Raw genomic sequence first — 14,461 nt, 5'->3', positions numbered from 1 at the left:
GGCGAGATAGAAAGAGGAAACGCCATGCCCGACGCTTACATTTACGACGCCGTGCGGACGCCGCGCGGGCGCGGCAAGCCGGATGGTTCGCTGCACGAAGTCTCCTCGCTCGGCCTCGCCAATACGGCGCTGAAAGCGATCAAGGCGCGCAACAACATCGCGGGACCGGAGGTCGACGATGTCATCCTCGGTTGCGTCGATCCCGTCGGCGAAGCCGGCGGCGACATTGCGCGCGCTTCCGCCATCGCCTCGGGCTTTTCGTACAAAGTGCCGGGCGTGCAGATCAACCGCTTCTGCGCATCTGGCCTCGATTCCGTGAATTTCGCGGCGGCTGAAATCATGTCCGGCCAGCACGAACTCGCAATCGGCGGCGGCGTCGAGTCGATGAGCCGCGTCGGCATCGGCGCCTCGGGCGGCGCCTGGCCGGTCGATCCGACGATTGCGATCCCCTCCTATTTCATGCCGCAGGGCGTCTCCGCCGATCTCATCGCGACGAAATACGGTTTCTCGCGCGACGATGTCGACGCCTATGCGGTCGAATCGCAGAAGCGGGCGGGGACGGCGTGGCGCGAAGGCCGCTTCGCGAAATCCGTCGTGCCGGTGAAGGACGTAAACGGCCTCACGCTTCTCGACTATGACGAGCACATGCGGCCCGACACCAACATGCAGGCGCTCGCGAGCCTCAAGCCCTCTTTCGCCTTTTACGCCCAGCAGGGCGGTTTCGACGCCGTGGCCATTCAAGCCTATCCGGCGATCGAAAGACTCGATTACGTGCATCACGCCGGCAATTCCTCCGGCATCGTCGACGGCGCCGCGGCGGTGCTCGTCGGCTCGAAGGAAGCCGGGGAGAAGATCGGCGTGAAGCCCCGCGCGCGCATTCGCGCATTCGCCAATATTGGCTCTGAGCCGGCGATCATGCTGACCGGGCCGGTCGATGTGACGCGCAAGCTGCTCGACCGCGCGCGCATGAGCCTCGACGACATCGACCTCATCGAAATTAACGAAGCCTTCGCCGCCGTGGTGCTGCGCTATCTGCAGGCCTTCGATCTCGACCCCGCCAAGGTCAATCCGAATGGCGGCGCCATCGCCATGGGCCATCCGCTCGGCGCCACGGGCGCCATGCTCGTCGGCATCGCGCTCGACGAACTGGAGCGCACCGGCAAATCCACCGCGCTGGTGACGCTTTGCATCGGCGCCGGCATGGGCACGGCGACGATCATCGAACGGGTGTAAGTCCCCTCCCCGGCCCTTTCCGCTGTCGCGGGACAGGGTCTTGAAGATGAAGCTTTCAAGTTTCGGGAGCGAAACAATGAACCTCGCCAATTTCCGCTTCGAGACCGGCGCCGACGGCGTTGCGCTCCTGACATGGGACATGCCGGGCCGCTCGATGAACGTCATCACGCCGGAGGTGATGGACGACCTTCAACAGGTCGTGGACGCGGTCGCGGGAGACGCCGCCATCAAGGGCTGCGTCATCGCCTCCGGCAAGAGCGCCTTTTCCGGCGGCGCCGATCTCTCCATGCTGCAACAGGGCGCGGCGCAGCACGCCAAGGCGATGAAGGAGCAAGGCGAAGACGCCGCCAATCGGCTCTTCTTCGAAACCTCGAGCAGATTGTCGCGGCTTTATCGCAAGCTCGAAATCTGCGGAAAGCCTTTCGCCGTCGCGATCCACGGCGTCTGCCTCGGCGGAGCCTTCGAGCTCGCGCTCGCCTGCCATTACCGCGTGATGGCGGATGACGAGAAAACCAAGGTCGGCCTGCCGGAGATCAAGGTCGGCCTCTTCCCCGGCGCCGGCGGCACGCAACGCGTCTCGCGCCTCATGCAGACGGGCGACGCGCTGCAATTTCTCTTCCGTGGCGATCAGGTAAAGCCGAAAGCCGCGCTGGGCGCGAAGCTCGTCCACGAGATCGCGCCGCGCGACGAAATCGTGTCGCGCGCGCGGGCGTGGATCGCCAATGGCGGCAAGGCGCAGGCGCCATGGGACGCCAAGGACTTCAAGAACCCCTCCGGCAAGGTCTTCTCGCCCACGGGCATGATGATCTGGCCAGCGGCGAACGCCATCTATCGCCGCGAAACCTACGACAATTATCCGGCCGCCAAGGCCATTCTGCATGCGGTCTACGAAGGGCTGCAATTGCCGATGGATCAGGCGCTCGACGTCGAAGCGCGCTGGTTTGCGCATATTCTGCGCTCGAAGGTAGCGGCGGCGATGATCCGTTCGCTGTTCCTCTCCAAGACCGAGCTGGAGAAGGGCGCGCATCGCCCGGCGGAAATCCCGCCGACCACGCTGAAGAAAATCGGCGTGCTCGGCGCCGGCTTCATGGGCGCGGGCGTCGCCTATGTGAGCGCGCTCAATGGAATCGAGGTCGTGCTGATCGACCGCGATCGGGAGAGCGCCGACAAGGGAAAGGCGACGATCGACCGGCTGATGTCCGGCTCCGTCGCCAAGGGGCGCGCCACGCCGGCCGACAAGGAGGCGCTGATGGCGCGAGTGACGGCGACCGCCGATTACGCCGCGCTTGCGGGCTGCGACCTGATTCTCGAAGCCGTCTTCGAGGATCGCGCGGTGAAGGCCGAAGTGACGGCGCGGGCGCAAGGGGTCGTGGGCGGCGATGTGATCTTCGCCTCCAACACCTCGACGCTGCCGATCAGCTCGCTCGCCGAGACCTCGATGAACCCCGAGAACTTCATCGGCATCCACTTCTTCTCGCCGGTCGAGAAGATGCTGCTCGTCGAAGTGATCATGGGCAAGGAAACGGGCGACCGGGCGCTGGCGGCGGCGCTCGACTTCATCCGCATCATCAAGAAGACGCCCATCGTCGTGAATGATTCGCGCGGCTTCTACGCCAATCGCTGCGTGCTGAATTTTGTGCGCGAGGGGCAGATCATGCTGACCGAGGGCGTGCCCCCGGCGATGATCGAGAATGTCGCGCGCATGGCCGGCATGCCGGTCGGGCCGCTCTCGCTCAATGACGAGGTCGCGCTCGATCTCGGCTGGAAGATCCTCAACGCCACCAAGAAGGATCTGGGCGACAAGGCGATCGATCCCCGGCAGGAGCGCGTGCTGCGCTTCATGGTCGAGGAAAACGGCCGCTATGGGCGCAAGAACGGCAAGGGTTTCTACGACTATCATCCCGACGGCTCGAAGAGCCTCTGGCCCGGCCTCTCCGCGCTCGCGGAAGCGATGCTCGATCCGGACACGCTCGACGTGACGGAGTTGAAGGAGCGGTTCCTCGTCGTGCAGGCGGTCGAGGCGGCGCGCACCCTCGCCGAGGGCGTCGTCACCGATCCGCGCGAAGCGGATGTCGGCTCCATTCTCGGCTTCGGCTTCGCGCCCTTCACCGGCGGCGTGCTCTCCTATATCGACGGCATGGGCGCGAAAGCGTTCGTGGCGCTCTGCGACGCGCTCGCCGCCCGGCACGGCCCCCGCTTCGAGCCGCCGCCCTTGCTGCGGGACATGGCGGCGAAGGGCGAAACCTTCTACGGGCGCTTCCTGCCGCAGAAAAAGGCGGCGTAAGAGGCCCCCTCCCTCCCCCGCATCGCGGGAGAGGGGACGCGCCGCGCCTCTCCCGGCGGTTCTCGACCGGGAGGCGCGCGCGGGCGTCTGCGCGCAGGGCATGACATCCCCTTCCGCCGCCGCTAAAAGGTTAACGCGGCGCGGGCCTGAGTCGCGCGCCCGTCCGGACCCTGTTTATGCCCTTCTTCATCCTGCCCTTTCCCCTTATCGATCCGGTCGCGGTCCATCTCGGGCCGTTCCCGATCCGCTGGTATGCGCTGGCCTATATCGGCGGGTTCCTCTGCGCCTGGATGGGCATGCGCCTGCTCGTCGGCAATGACGCGCTCTGGGCGCCTGGACAGCCGCGGCCGAGCCGGGCGGGAATCGACGACCTCATCGTCAATACGGCCTTTGGCGTGATCATCGGCGGCAGGCTCGGCCATGTGCTGATCTACGACCCGGCCTTCTATCTTTCACACCCGCTCGAAATCCTTCAGACATGGAAAGGCGGCATGGCCTTCCATGGCGGATTGATCGGCGCCTTGATCGGCATGGCGCTCTTCGCGCGCAGCCATCGCCTGCCCTTTCTCACGATTTCCGATATTTGCGCCGCGGTTTCTCCGCTCGGCCTGTTCTTTGGCCGGCTGGCCAATTTCATCAAGCCGGAGATGTGGGGGCGCGAGACCGACGTTCCCTGGGCCATGGTCTTCCCGCCCGCCGGCGACGCGCCGCGCCATCCGAGCCAGCTCTATGAAGCGGGGCTGGAGGGAATTGCGCTGTTTGCGGCTTTGTGGCTCGTCGCGCGCGCCGGCGGGCTGAAACATCCCGGCCTCGTCACCGGCCTCTTCGGAGTCGGCTATGGGCTCGCCCGCATTTTCTGCGAATTCTTCCGCGAGCCTGATCCGGTGCAGGAGGCGCTGCCGCATGGGCTGACGATGGGCATGGTGCTCTCCCTGCCGCTGATCGTCGCCGGCGCCGCCCTCCTCCTCTTTTCGATGCGCCGCAGGAGCGCGCCCGCATGAATGCGCTGAAACAGGAAATTGCGGCGATGATCGCCCATGACGGGCCGATGACGCTGGAGCGTTATATGAGCCTGTGCCTTGGCCATCCCCGCCATGGCTATTACATGACGCGCGACCCCTTCGGCGCCGGCGGCGATTTCATCACGGCCCCCGAGATCAGCCAGATGTTCGGCGAATTGCTCGGCGTCTGGGCGACGGAAGCGTGGCGGCTCGCGGGGTCGCCCGCCTCGGCGCGATTGATCGAGCTGGGGCCGGGACGCGGGACGCTGATGGCCGACGTGCTGCGCGTCGCGCGCATCGCGCCGGGGTTCCTCGAGGCGGTTTCGGTCCATCTCGTCGAGATGAGCCCGGCCCTGCGCCGCATTCAGGAACAGACGCTCGCGCGGGCGGCCAAGCCCGTGAGCTGGAGCGCCGATGTGAACGACACGCCGCCCGGCCCCGCGATCATGCTCGCCAATGAGTTTTTCGACGCGCTGCCGGTGCGCCATTACGTCAAGACCATCACCGGCTGGCGCGAGCGGCTCGTGGGGCTCGACGCCGCGGGCGAACTCGTCTTCGGCCTGTCGCACCAGACCGAGCCCTCTTTGCAAATTCCCGCCCGCGAGGGCTCGATCATCGAGGTCAGCGCCGCGGCGCAGCGCATCATGGGCGAGATCGCCGCGCGCCTCGTGCAGGAGGGCGGCGCGCTCCTCGTGATCGACTATGGCTACGCCGAAACCTCGCTCGGCGACAGCCTCCAGGCGGTCGCGCGCCATGCCTATGTCGATCCGCTCGCCGAGCCGGGCGAGGCCGATCTGACCGCCCATGTCGATTTCGCCGCCCTCGCCCGCGCCGCCAGGGCCGAGGGCGCCAAGGTGCTGGGGCCGGTGACGCAAGCGCATTTCCTGTTGCAGCTCGGCATCGAGCGGCGCGCGCAATCGCTGATGAAGAAGGCGACGCCCGAACAGGCTCAGGCGATCGTCGACGCGCTCGACCGCCTGACCGGCGTGAAGGACCCCCGCCGCCATATGGGCGCCTTGTTCAAGGTCATGGCGGTGACGCATCCCGACATGCCCGACATGCCGGGCTTCGTCGTCTGAGGGAAACTGGAAGAAAAATGACCGCGACGCCCGCGCTTCATGCCGCAAATCTCGATCTTCCCGGCGTGCGCCACGCCTTTTTCACGCGGGAGGGCGGCGTCTCGGAGGGCGTCTATGGCTCGCTCAATGGCGGCGTCGGCTCGAAGGACGAGCCGGCGCGCGTGCTCGAAAACCGCGCCCGCATGGCGGGGCGTGTCGGCGTTGCGCCGGAGCGGCTGCTGGTGCCTTTCCAAATCCACTCCGCCGACGCCCTGACCATCCGCGAGCCCTGGGCGCCCGAGGCGCGGCCCCGCTGCGACGGGCTCGTGACGCGCGAGGGCGCGCTGGCGCTCGGCGTCACGGGCGCCGACTGCGGCATGCTGCTCTTCGCCGATGCGCGGGCGGGCGTGATCGGGGCCTGTCACGCGGGCTGGAAAGGCGCGCTGACGGGCATGATCGAGGCAACCGTCGCCGCCATGGAGACGCAAGGGGCGCGTCGCGCGGATATCCATATTGCGCTGGGCCCGGCCATCGGCGCCACGAGCTACGAGGTCGGGCCGGAGTTCTCCGCCCGCTTCCTCGAGGCGGACCGCGCCTACGCGCGCTTCTTCTCGCCCTCGCCGCGGGCGGGCCATTCGCTCTTCGATCTCCAAAGCTTCATCGCCGCCCGCGTCGAGCGCCTGGAGGTCGCCTCCTTCGAGGCGCTCGGCATCGACACCTACGCCGACGAGGCCCGCTGCTTCAGCTACCGGCGCACCGTGCACCGGCAGGAGCCGGATTACGGGCGCCTCGTCTCCGCCATCGCGCTGGCGGGCTGAGGCCCCCTATTTCGTCGCATAGGTGAACAGCATCGCGCGCGGAAGGCCGCGCGGCGGGGCGGGAAAAGGCGCGGCGGCGCGCACGGCGGCCAGCGCCGCGGCGTCGAGATCGGGCAGGCCGCTCGTCTTGTAGACCGCCTGATGGGTCAGATTGCCCATTTCGTCGATGTAGAAGGCCACGACGCCCCGGCTCGACATGGGGATCGCGCGCACGCGCGGCGGAATGCGCATATGCGGCATGATGAGCCCGTAGAGGATCGTCAGATAGGTCGTCTTGGCCTGGCCGCCGCCGATGGGCGAGGTCTTGGGCGGCGCCGCCAGCTTGAAGTCCGGCAGCGGCGCCATCGCCGCCACCATGTCGGCGATCGTCATCCCCTGCCCCTTCTTGGCCGCCTTCGTGTCCTTCGTCTCGGGCTGCTGCGTTGGCGTGGGCGTCTTTTCGGCGCGCTCGATGATCTCGGCGTCCGGCTTGTCCTCGATCTCCTTTTGAGGCGCGGGCTCGGGCGTCTTGTCGCCGTCGGCCTCGTCAGTCGCGTCCTTGAGCCCCTCGGGCTTCTCGTCCTTGGGCGTGACCTTCTCCGTCGGCGGCTCGTTGCGCGGCGTCTTGGCCTCCTTCTGCTCCTCGGGCGAATCCTGCTCGCTCTTCTCCTTGCTCTCGAGCTTGGGCGCGTCGGTCGCGGGCTTCTCCTCCTCCACGGGCGGCGGAGGCGGAGGCGGCGGCGCCTTCTGCTTTTCCGGCTCGGGCTGCGGCGGCTCCGGCGGCGGCGGCTCCTCCTGCTTCTTCTCCTCGGGAGGCGGCGGCGGTTCCGTGATCACCTCGACGGGGATTTCCTCCTGCGGCGGCGCAAACTCCGTGTGCCGGTCCTCCCACAGCAGGAAGGCCACGATGGCGAGGTGGAGCAGCAGACACAGCAGCAGAAAGGCGAGAAAGCGCGGACGCGGCGTCACGCCGCCGCGCAGGCGCGGATCGAAAAGCCGTTCCATGGCGACAGCGGCGATCGCTGCGGCGCGCGGCTTCTGTCTGATCGTCTCGTTCATCTCGCTGGAAAAAAACCCTTCACCCAGCCAACGCCTGCACGGCAGGCCGGCGGTGAAATCGTGGCGGCGAATGTGCCACAGGCCGCGCCTTTCGCAAACCATCTGGGATTTTTTGCGGCTCACGCCGGGCCGCAGCCGAGCGCGGACCCGAGCCCATGCCGCCTTATGCCGCAGCGGCGCAGGCTTCAAAACGGCTTATATTCGCATCATCTAATAAAAAGCGGCGTCAGACCGCGACAGAGGGAACGGGTTGAATGCAAAAGAAGTTCGGGCTCAGCCGGCGCGGCTTTCTTATGTCGGCCGGAGCGGCGATCGCTGCGCCGACCATGGCTTTTTCCGGCGGCGGCTCGGGGCGGCCCGCGCCGCGCGTCGCGAGCGCAAGCTTCAACCCCGATGTGGACCTGGAGCTCGTCTGCCGGCGCGACCAGGTCCCGATTCTTCCGGGCAGGCCGACGCAGGTCTGGCGCTATGCGGGCAATCTGTTGAAAGGGCCTGCCAATACGCTCGCCTCGTCGCCCGACAGCTATCTCGGGCCGCTGATGCGCTTCGTGAAAGGCCAGAAAGTGCGCATCAGGCTGCGCAACGATCTGCCGGAGCAGACCATCACGCACTGGCACGGGCTGCATGTGCCGATGGATGCGGACGGCCATCCGACGGCGGCGATCGAGCCCGGCGAGACCTACGTCTACGAATTCGAGCTGCGCAATCGCGCGGGCTTCAACTTCTATCATCCGCATACGCATGAAGCGACGGCGACGCAGGTCTATCACGGGCTCGCGGGCGGCCTCATCGTGGAGGACGAGGAGGAACGCGCCCTCGGCCTGCCCTCCGGGGAATATGAAATTCCGCTCGTACTTCAGGACCGTTCCTTCGACGACGCCAACCAGCTCGCCTATTGGGGCGGCATGCATCGCGACATGTTCGGCTTTTACGGGGATCGCGTTCTCGTCAACGGGCGGCCCGACTTCAAACTCGACGTCGCCAGCCGCGCCTATCGCTTCCGCATCCTCAATGGCTCCAATGCGCGCATCTACAAATTGCAGTGGGACGACGGGACGCCGCTCACCGTCATCGGCGTCGACGGGGGGCTTCTGGAGAAGCCTGAACGGCGCCCCTATGTGATGCTCGCCCCGGCCGAGCGCGTCGATCTGTGGGTGGATTTCAGCGGTCGCGCCGCAGGCTCCAGGCTCGTGATGCGCAGCGGCGAATTCGAGGGCCTGCTCCCGCCTATGGCGCAGCGCATGATGGGCGGCGAACTTCCCATGGGCGACGATTATCCGCTCTTCGCCGTCACAGTGGCGCGCGTGGTGAGCGACAGCCCGAAACTGCCGGAAAAGCTCGCCTCGATCCGGCGTTACCGAGCCGAGGACATCGCCAATCCCGACAAGCCGCGCCCGATCGCGCTCTCGATGGGCCACATGTCGGTCATGCTGAACGGCCGCGCCTACGATCACGACGACGTGATGGACATCGAGCGCATACCCGTCGACACGGCGCAGCTCTTCGAAATCTTCCACGACCATGGCGGCGGCATGGGCATGGGGATGGGGATGGGGATGGGCATGGGCATGGGCGCCGGAATGGGCATGGGCCGCGGCATGGGCATGCGCGGCGGCGGCATGATGGGCGGGGGAATGATGGGCATGATGAACATGGCCCATCCCATCCATCTGCACGGCCAGCCCTTCGAAATCCTGAGCCGGAGCTATAATGACGCCGCTCCCGACGCCTATGCGACCATTCGCGACGGACTGATCGACAGCGGCCTGAAGGACACCGTGCTGGTCGCGCCGGGCGAGACGATCCGCATCGCCAAGCCCTTTAGCGATTTCAAGGGCCGCTTCATGTATCACTGCCACAACCTCGAACATGAGGACATGGGCATGATGCGGGAATTCTCTGTGGAGTGAGGGCCGCGCACCCTCTCGAATTCTCCCTGAAATGCAAAGCCTCGCGCCCATACGGACGCGAGGCTTTCTTTCAGGAACGGCGCGGCGATCAGTGCTGCATGCCGTCGCCGCCGTGGCTCATGCCGCCCATTCCACCCATGCCTCCCATGCCCATCATACCGCCGCCGCCATGGCCCATGCCGCCCATCATGGACATGCCGACCTTCATGACGCTCGTGAGGGTTTCGCTGGCGATCTTCCTCTGCTCGTCGGAGAGCGCGGTGAAGAGCGGTTCGATCGCCGCCTTCTGCGCGCGCACGATGTCGAGATGGTCGACCATATGGTTTTCCATCTTGTCGAGCTTCTGCAGCACCGCCGGCTTGGAGTTGTCCGGGCGCTCGTCCATCGAGGCGCATTTGGCGTTGGCCTTTTGCGCGGCGGCGCGCCAGGCGTCGGCGAAATTGCTCCACGCCGAAATCTGCTGATCGGTGAGCCGCAATTCGGCTTTCAGATAGGCGAGTCGGCCTTCGAGATGTTCGGTGAAGCCGCACATCATGTGTTGCATCATCCCGCCCATTCCGCCGCCGTGGCTCATGCCGCCGCCCGAACCGCCGCCATGGTCCATGCCGCCCATCATGCCGCCCATCATTCCACCCTTGCCGCCCATCATGCCGCCGCCGTGGGACATGCCGCCCATGCCGTCCTTACCCATGCCGTCCTTGCCCATGCCCATGCCGCCGCCGTGATGGTTGGCGTGTTCATCGGCCTTGGGCGCTTCCGCCTTGCCGGCGTCCGCGGCAGGCGGCGCGGCCTGCGCCTTGCCGGGGTCCGCCCACTGCGTCGCGCCATGCGCGGAATGGTCCATCGCGCCATGGTCCATCTTGCTGTGGTCCATATCTTCCGCGTGGGCCGAGATGAGGCCCAGCGCCAGCGCGAGCGCCGCAAAACTCGTCGTCATGGAAAAGGCGCGACCGGTCATGCTTCCTCCCAAAAATCTATTGTTCTAATCGGCGCACGGATCGCCCGCCGCCGACTTTCGCAAGCGGGAGTGTAACAGAACGGCCGCCGAAGACACCCCGCGAATTGTCGCGCGTCAATTTTCGGCATGCCGTTCAGGCCAGGGTTATGAAGCTTTCTTCTCCGCAATGCCGACGAGCGCGCGCAGGATTCGGCGCGTGCCGGCGAGGCGCTGCTTCATCGTCTCGAATTCGCGGATGAAGACGATGCGCATATCCGGCCGGACCTTCGCCTGCGTCCCCTGCTCCGCGACATAGCGAACAAGGCCCGCCGGGTCGGCGAAATGATTGTCCCGGAAAGAGACGATGACGCCCTTGGGACCGGCGTCGACCTTCTCGACATGGGCGCGGCGGCACATGGCCTTGATCGCGACGATCTCGAAGAGCTGCTCCACCTCGGGCGGAATGGGGCCGAAGCGGTCGATCATCTCGGCGGCGAAGGATTCGATGTCCTGATCCGTCTCGAGCGTCGAGAGACGGCGATATAGCTGGAGGCGCAGCGTGAGATCGGGGACGTAATCTTCGGGAATCGTCACGGGCGCGCCGATGGCGATCGTTGGCGACCAGACCTCCTCCTCCGGCTCGTCGACGCCGGCTTTCAGCATGGCGATCGCGTCGCCGAGCATCTGCTGATAAAGCTCGTAGCCCACTTCCTTGATGTGTCCCGACTGCTCTTCGCCGAGCAGATTGCCGGCGCCGCGAATATCGAGATCGTGGCTCGCAAGCTGGAAGCCCGCGCCGAGAGTGTCGAGCGTCTGCAACACTTCGAGACGTTTCTGCGCCTGAGGCGTAATGGTGCGGTTGGCGGGCGTGGTGAAGAGCGCATAGGCGCGCGTCTTCGAGCGTCCGACGCGGCCGCGCAACTGATAGAGCTGCGCGAGACCGAACATGTCCGCCCGCCAGACGATGAGCGTATTCGCGGTCGGAATGTCGAGGCCCGATTCGATAATCGTCGTCGAGAGCAGAATGTCGAACTTGCCGTCATAGAAGGCCGACATCTTGTCCTCGAGCTCGCTCGCCGACATCTGCCCATGCGCGACGACATATTTCGACTCGGGCGCATGTTCGCGCAGGAAGGCCGCGGCCTCTTCGAGATCCTCAATGCGCGGACAGACGAAGAAGGCCTGTCCGCCGCGATAGCGTTCGCGCAAGAGCGCCTCGCGCACGATGAGCGGATCGAAGGGCGACACGAAGCTGCGCACGGCGAGACGGTCGACGGGCGGCGTGGTGATGAGCGAAAGCTCGCGCACCCCGGTCATGGCGAGCTGCAAGGTGCGCGGAATGGGCGTCGCCGACAGCGTCAGCACATGCACTTCCGCGCGCAGCTCCTTCAGTCGCTCCTTGTGGCCGACGCCGAAATGCTGCTCCTCGTCGATGATGACGAGGCCGAGATCGCTGAAATTGACGCCCTTGCCGAGAATGGCGTGGGTGCCGATGAGAATCTCGACCTTGCCCTCTGCAAGCTCGCGCTTCGTTTCGCGCGCCTCGGCGGCGCCGACCATGCGCGACAGGCGGCCGATCTTGATCGGCAGGCCCGCGAAGCGCGCGCTGAACGTCTTGTAATGCTGACGCGCGAGCAGCGTCGTCGGCGCGACGACGGCGACCTGCTTGCCGTTGATCGCGGCGCAGAAGGCCGCGCGCAGCGCCACCTCCGTCTTGCCGAAGCCCACGTCGCCGCAGACGAGCCGGTCCATCGGCCGCCCTGCGCCGAGATCGTCGAGCACGGCCTCGATTGCGCCCAGCTGGTCCTCTGTCTCGTCATAAGGAAAGCGGGCGCAAAATTCGTCGTAAAGCCCTTCCGGCGGGACGAGCTTGGGCGCCGGTCTGAGCTGGCGCTGCGCCGCGATCGCGATGAGGCCCTTGGCCATTTCGCGAATGCGGTTCTTCATCCGCGCCTTGCGCGTCTGCCAGCCGGCGCCGCCCAATTTGTCGAGCTGCGCCTCGGCGTCCTCGCCGCCATAGCGAGTCAGAAGCTCGATGTTCTCGACCGGCAGGTAAAGCTTGTCGCCGCCGGCGTAATGCAATTCGAGGCAATCATGCGGCGCGCCGGCGGCAGTGATCGTCTCCAGTCCGATGAAGCGGCCGATGCCGTGATCGACATGGACGACGAGATCGCCCGCTGTGAGCGCCGCGACTTCGCCGAGCAGATTCTCGGACGGCTTGCGCTTGCGCCGGCGGCGCACGAGGCGGTCGCCGAGAATGTCCTGCTCGCCGAGGAGCGCATAAGCGTCGGTCTCGAAGCCATGTTCCACGCCGAGCACGGCGAGCGCGAGGCCGCCCTGCCCCTTCTCGCGGCCCTGCGCCAGCGCCGCCGGCAGCGAGGCGACGGGCGCCAGATCGCGCAGCCCGTGTTCCTCGAGCACATGGCCGAGACGCTCGCAGGAGCCGTCCGACCAGCCCGCGACGATGACCGTCTTGCCGGCGCCGCGCAGTGCCTGCACATGCTCGGCCGCCGCCTGAAAGACATTCACCTCGGGCTCGTTGCGCTCGGGCGCGAAATCGCGACCCGGCGCGACGCCGCAGTCTATCGCCTCCGCGCTCTCGGAGGCGAAGGGCGAGAAATGCGCCGTGGCCCGCGTCGCCAGCGCCTCGCGCCACTCGTCGCGCGTCAGATAGAGCGCGCCGGGCTCGAGCGGCTTGTAGGTCGAATTCGCCGGATCGAGATCGTTGGCTTCCTTTCGGGCGTCGTAATAGTCGGCAATCTGCTTGAGGCGCTCGTCCGCCGATTCCTCGAGGAGCGCGTCGAGCATCAGCGGCGCGTCGCCGAGATAATCGAAGAGCGTGTCCATCCGCTCGTAAAAAAGCGGCAGCCAGTGCTCCATGCCGTGATAGCGCCGGCCCTCGCTGACCGCCTCGTAAAGCGCGTCGCCGCGCGTCTGGCCGCCGAAGCGCGCGGCGTAATTCTGGCGGAAGCGGCGCATGCTGTCGCTCGTCAGCCGCAATTCGCTCATCGGCGTGAGGTCGAGCGCGCGAAGCTGGCCCGTGGCGCGCTGCGTCTCGGGATCGAAGCTGCGAATCGATTCGAGCGTATCGCCGAAGAAGTCGAGACGAATGGGCGCGGGCAGGCCCGGCGGAAACAGATCGATCAGGCCGCCGCGCTGCGCATATTCGCCGGTCTCGCGCACGGTGCTGGCGCGCAGAAAGCCATTGGCCTCGAGCCAATGGGCGAGTTCGTCGAGCTTCACCACATTGCCGGGCGCCGCGGAGAAGCTTTCGGCCGCGACCGTCTTCTTCGGCGGAACGCGTTGCAGCAGGCAATCCGCCGTCGTCGTCAGGATGCGCGGGCGCTCGGCCGAGGAGCTGGCGCGGGCGAGACGCGAGAGCGCCGTCATGCGGCGGGCGGCGACGCCCGCATGCGGAGAAACGCGGTCGTAGGGCTGGCAGTCCCAGCCCGGCATGTCGAGAATCTCGACCTCCGGATTGGCGAATCGCAGCGCCTCGCGAAAGGCGGCCGAACGCGCGGCGTCGCGCGCGACATGGACGAAGACCGCCGGGCGTCCCTCCGCCGCGCGCGCCAGCGCCCGCGCGAGATCGGCGCAGAGAAAGGCGTCGAAGCCCTCGGGCGCGCGGGAGAAGATGAGCCTGCCGCCCGACGCGAGGCGCGCGCGCGCCGACTCGAGCGCCCCGGCCGCGCCTTTCGTCTTCGCCGCCACCTTGCTCAATGGATGGGTCCGTCGTGGGTGTGAAAGGAGATGATGGCTCTAAGTAGGGCCGTGTCGCGCTCGGGCGGGGGCGCCGCGCCGCCGGCGAGCCAGCTCAGAACTTCGGCGTCGGGGAGATCGAGCAACGCCTCGAGCTCGTCGAGCTCAGCCTCCGCCAGCGCATCGACCCGCGCGTCGACGAAGCCGCCCATCAGAATGTCGAGTTCGCGCATGCCGCGCCGCCAGGCGCGGACCTTGATGCGCCGGCGGCGGATGTCGAGATCGTCCAAGCGAAAAGCCTTTCGCAGATTGAGCGGCCCTTGAAAAAAGCCGCTGTGGCCAGATCCTCTGGCCCGGCCCGGCAAGGGGTCACGGTCGGGGGCACGGGCGCCTGCCCATCCACCCCGGAAAACCCGCGCTTCTTTCTTATGTCGGCGCCCGAGGGCGTTCAACATTTTTGGCCGATCGGCTCGGGCGGCGGGG

General features: G+C 66.7%; 10 protein-coding genes. 6 read left to right on the top strand and 4 right to left on the bottom strand.

Features of this window, described 5'->3' with window-relative positions; all coding sequences use genetic code 11:
• Window positions 1–24: 24 nt before the first annotated feature.
• The 5 genes from WOC76_RS05985 (at window position 25) to WOC76_RS05965 (ending at window position 6,394) form a co-directional block, all read left to right on the top strand.
• The gene (locus WOC76_RS05985; RefSeq protein ID WP_341108298.1) at window positions 25–1,233 is read left to right on the top strand and encodes an acetyl-CoA C-acetyltransferase; all 1,209 of its coding nucleotides are present in this window, start codon (window positions 25–27) and stop codon (window positions 1,231–1,233) included.
• A 76-nt stretch (window positions 1,234–1,309) separates the two neighbouring features.
• Window positions 1,310–3,517, top strand: a complete 2,208-nt coding sequence (locus WOC76_RS05980; protein ID WP_341108300.1) for a 3-hydroxyacyl-CoA dehydrogenase NAD-binding domain-containing protein — start codon at window positions 1,310–1,312, stop codon at window positions 3,515–3,517.
• Window positions 3,518–3,693: 176 nt separating this feature from the next.
• Entirely contained in the window at window positions 3,694–4,518 is an 825-nt protein-coding gene (lgt, locus tag WOC76_RS05975; RefSeq protein ID WP_341108301.1) for a prolipoprotein diacylglyceryl transferase, read from the top strand.
• Entirely contained in the window at window positions 4,515–5,597 is a 1,083-nt protein-coding gene (locus tag WOC76_RS05970) for a class I SAM-dependent methyltransferase (protein ID WP_341108302.1), read from the top strand. The genes lgt and WOC76_RS05970 overlap by 4 nt, the downstream gene beginning before the upstream one ends.
• Before the next feature lie 17 nt (window positions 5,598–5,614).
• Window positions 5,615–6,394 (top strand): polyphenol oxidase family protein, encoded by a 780-nt coding sequence (locus WOC76_RS05965; RefSeq protein ID WP_341108304.1) that lies wholly within the window; start codon window positions 5,615–5,617, stop codon window positions 6,392–6,394.
• Between the two features lie 6 nt (window positions 6,395–6,400).
• On the opposite strand, the gene WOC76_RS05960 is transcribed toward WOC76_RS05965, so the two are convergent.
• Window positions 6,401–7,534 carry a TonB family protein gene (locus tag WOC76_RS05960; protein ID WP_341431325.1) on the bottom strand — a complete coding sequence of 378 codons (1,134 nt, stop codon included), beginning with the start codon at window positions 7,532–7,534 and terminating at the stop codon, window positions 6,401–6,403.
• Between the two features lie 152 nt (window positions 7,535–7,686).
• Here WOC76_RS05960 and WOC76_RS05955 point away from each other — a divergent pair, with 152 nt between their 5' ends.
• Complete coding sequence (locus tag WOC76_RS05955) at window positions 7,687–9,342, top strand: multicopper oxidase family protein (RefSeq protein ID WP_341387635.1); 1,656 nt, start codon at window positions 7,687–7,689, stop codon at window positions 9,340–9,342.
• A gap of 88 nt (window positions 9,343–9,430) precedes the next feature.
• On the opposite strand, the gene WOC76_RS05950 is transcribed toward WOC76_RS05955, so the two are convergent.
• The 3 genes from WOC76_RS05950 to WOC76_RS05940 all read right to left on the bottom strand — a co-directional run bounded on the left by WOC76_RS05950 (window position 9,431) and on the right by WOC76_RS05940 (window position 14,268).
• On the bottom strand, window positions 9,431–10,300 hold the full coding sequence (locus tag WOC76_RS05950; protein WP_341108309.1) for a Spy/CpxP family protein refolding chaperone: 870 nt from the start codon (window positions 10,298–10,300) through the stop codon (window positions 9,431–9,433).
• Window positions 10,301–10,444: 144 nt separating this feature from the next.
• Window positions 10,445–13,999 carry a transcription-repair coupling factor gene (gene mfd, locus WOC76_RS05945; protein WP_341108310.1) on the bottom strand — a complete coding sequence of 1,185 codons (3,555 nt, stop codon included), beginning with the start codon at window positions 13,997–13,999 and terminating at the stop codon, window positions 10,445–10,447.
• Complete coding sequence (locus WOC76_RS05940) at window positions 13,996–14,268, bottom strand: FAD assembly factor SdhE (RefSeq protein ID WP_341108312.1); 273 nt, start codon at window positions 14,266–14,268, stop codon at window positions 13,996–13,998. The genes mfd and WOC76_RS05940 overlap by 4 nt, the downstream gene beginning before the upstream one ends.
• Between the last annotated feature and the right edge of the window lie 193 nt (window positions 14,269–14,461).

Source organism: Methylocystis sp. IM3 (assembly GCF_038070105.1).
Taxonomy (GTDB): Bacteria; Pseudomonadota; Alphaproteobacteria; order Rhizobiales; family Beijerinckiaceae; genus Methylocystis.
Note: the sequence above shows the minus strand (reverse complement) of the source record. Positions and strands in the feature narration are given on the sequence as shown.

Excerpts from the sequence above, each read along its gene's own strand:
- WOC76_RS05960 (WP_341431325.1), bottom strand. The coding sequence starts at position 7,534 with ATGGTTTGCGAAAGGCGCGGCCTGTGGCACATTCGCCGCCACGATTTC.
- WOC76_RS05965 (WP_341108304.1), top strand. The coding sequence starts at position 5,615 with ATGACCGCGACGCCCGCGCTTCATGCCGCAAATCTCGATCTTCCCGGC.
- WOC76_RS05985 (WP_341108298.1), top strand. The coding sequence starts at position 25 with ATGCCCGACGCTTACATTTACGACGCCGTGCGGACGCCGCGCGGGCGC.
- WOC76_RS05955 (WP_341387635.1), top strand. The coding sequence starts at position 7,687 with ATGCAAAAGAAGTTCGGGCTCAGCCGGCGCGGCTTTCTTATGTCGGCC.
- WOC76_RS05980 (WP_341108300.1), top strand. The coding sequence starts at position 1,310 with ATGAACCTCGCCAATTTCCGCTTCGAGACCGGCGCCGACGGCGTTGCG.
- lgt (WP_341108301.1), top strand. The coding sequence starts at position 3,694 with ATGCCCTTCTTCATCCTGCCCTTTCCCCTTATCGATCCGGTCGCGGTC.
- WOC76_RS05970 (WP_341108302.1), top strand. The coding sequence starts at position 4,515 with ATGAATGCGCTGAAACAGGAAATTGCGGCGATGATCGCCCATGACGGG.
- WOC76_RS05950 (WP_341108309.1), bottom strand. The coding sequence starts at position 10,300 with ATGACCGGTCGCGCCTTTTCCATGACGACGAGTTTTGCGGCGCTCGCG.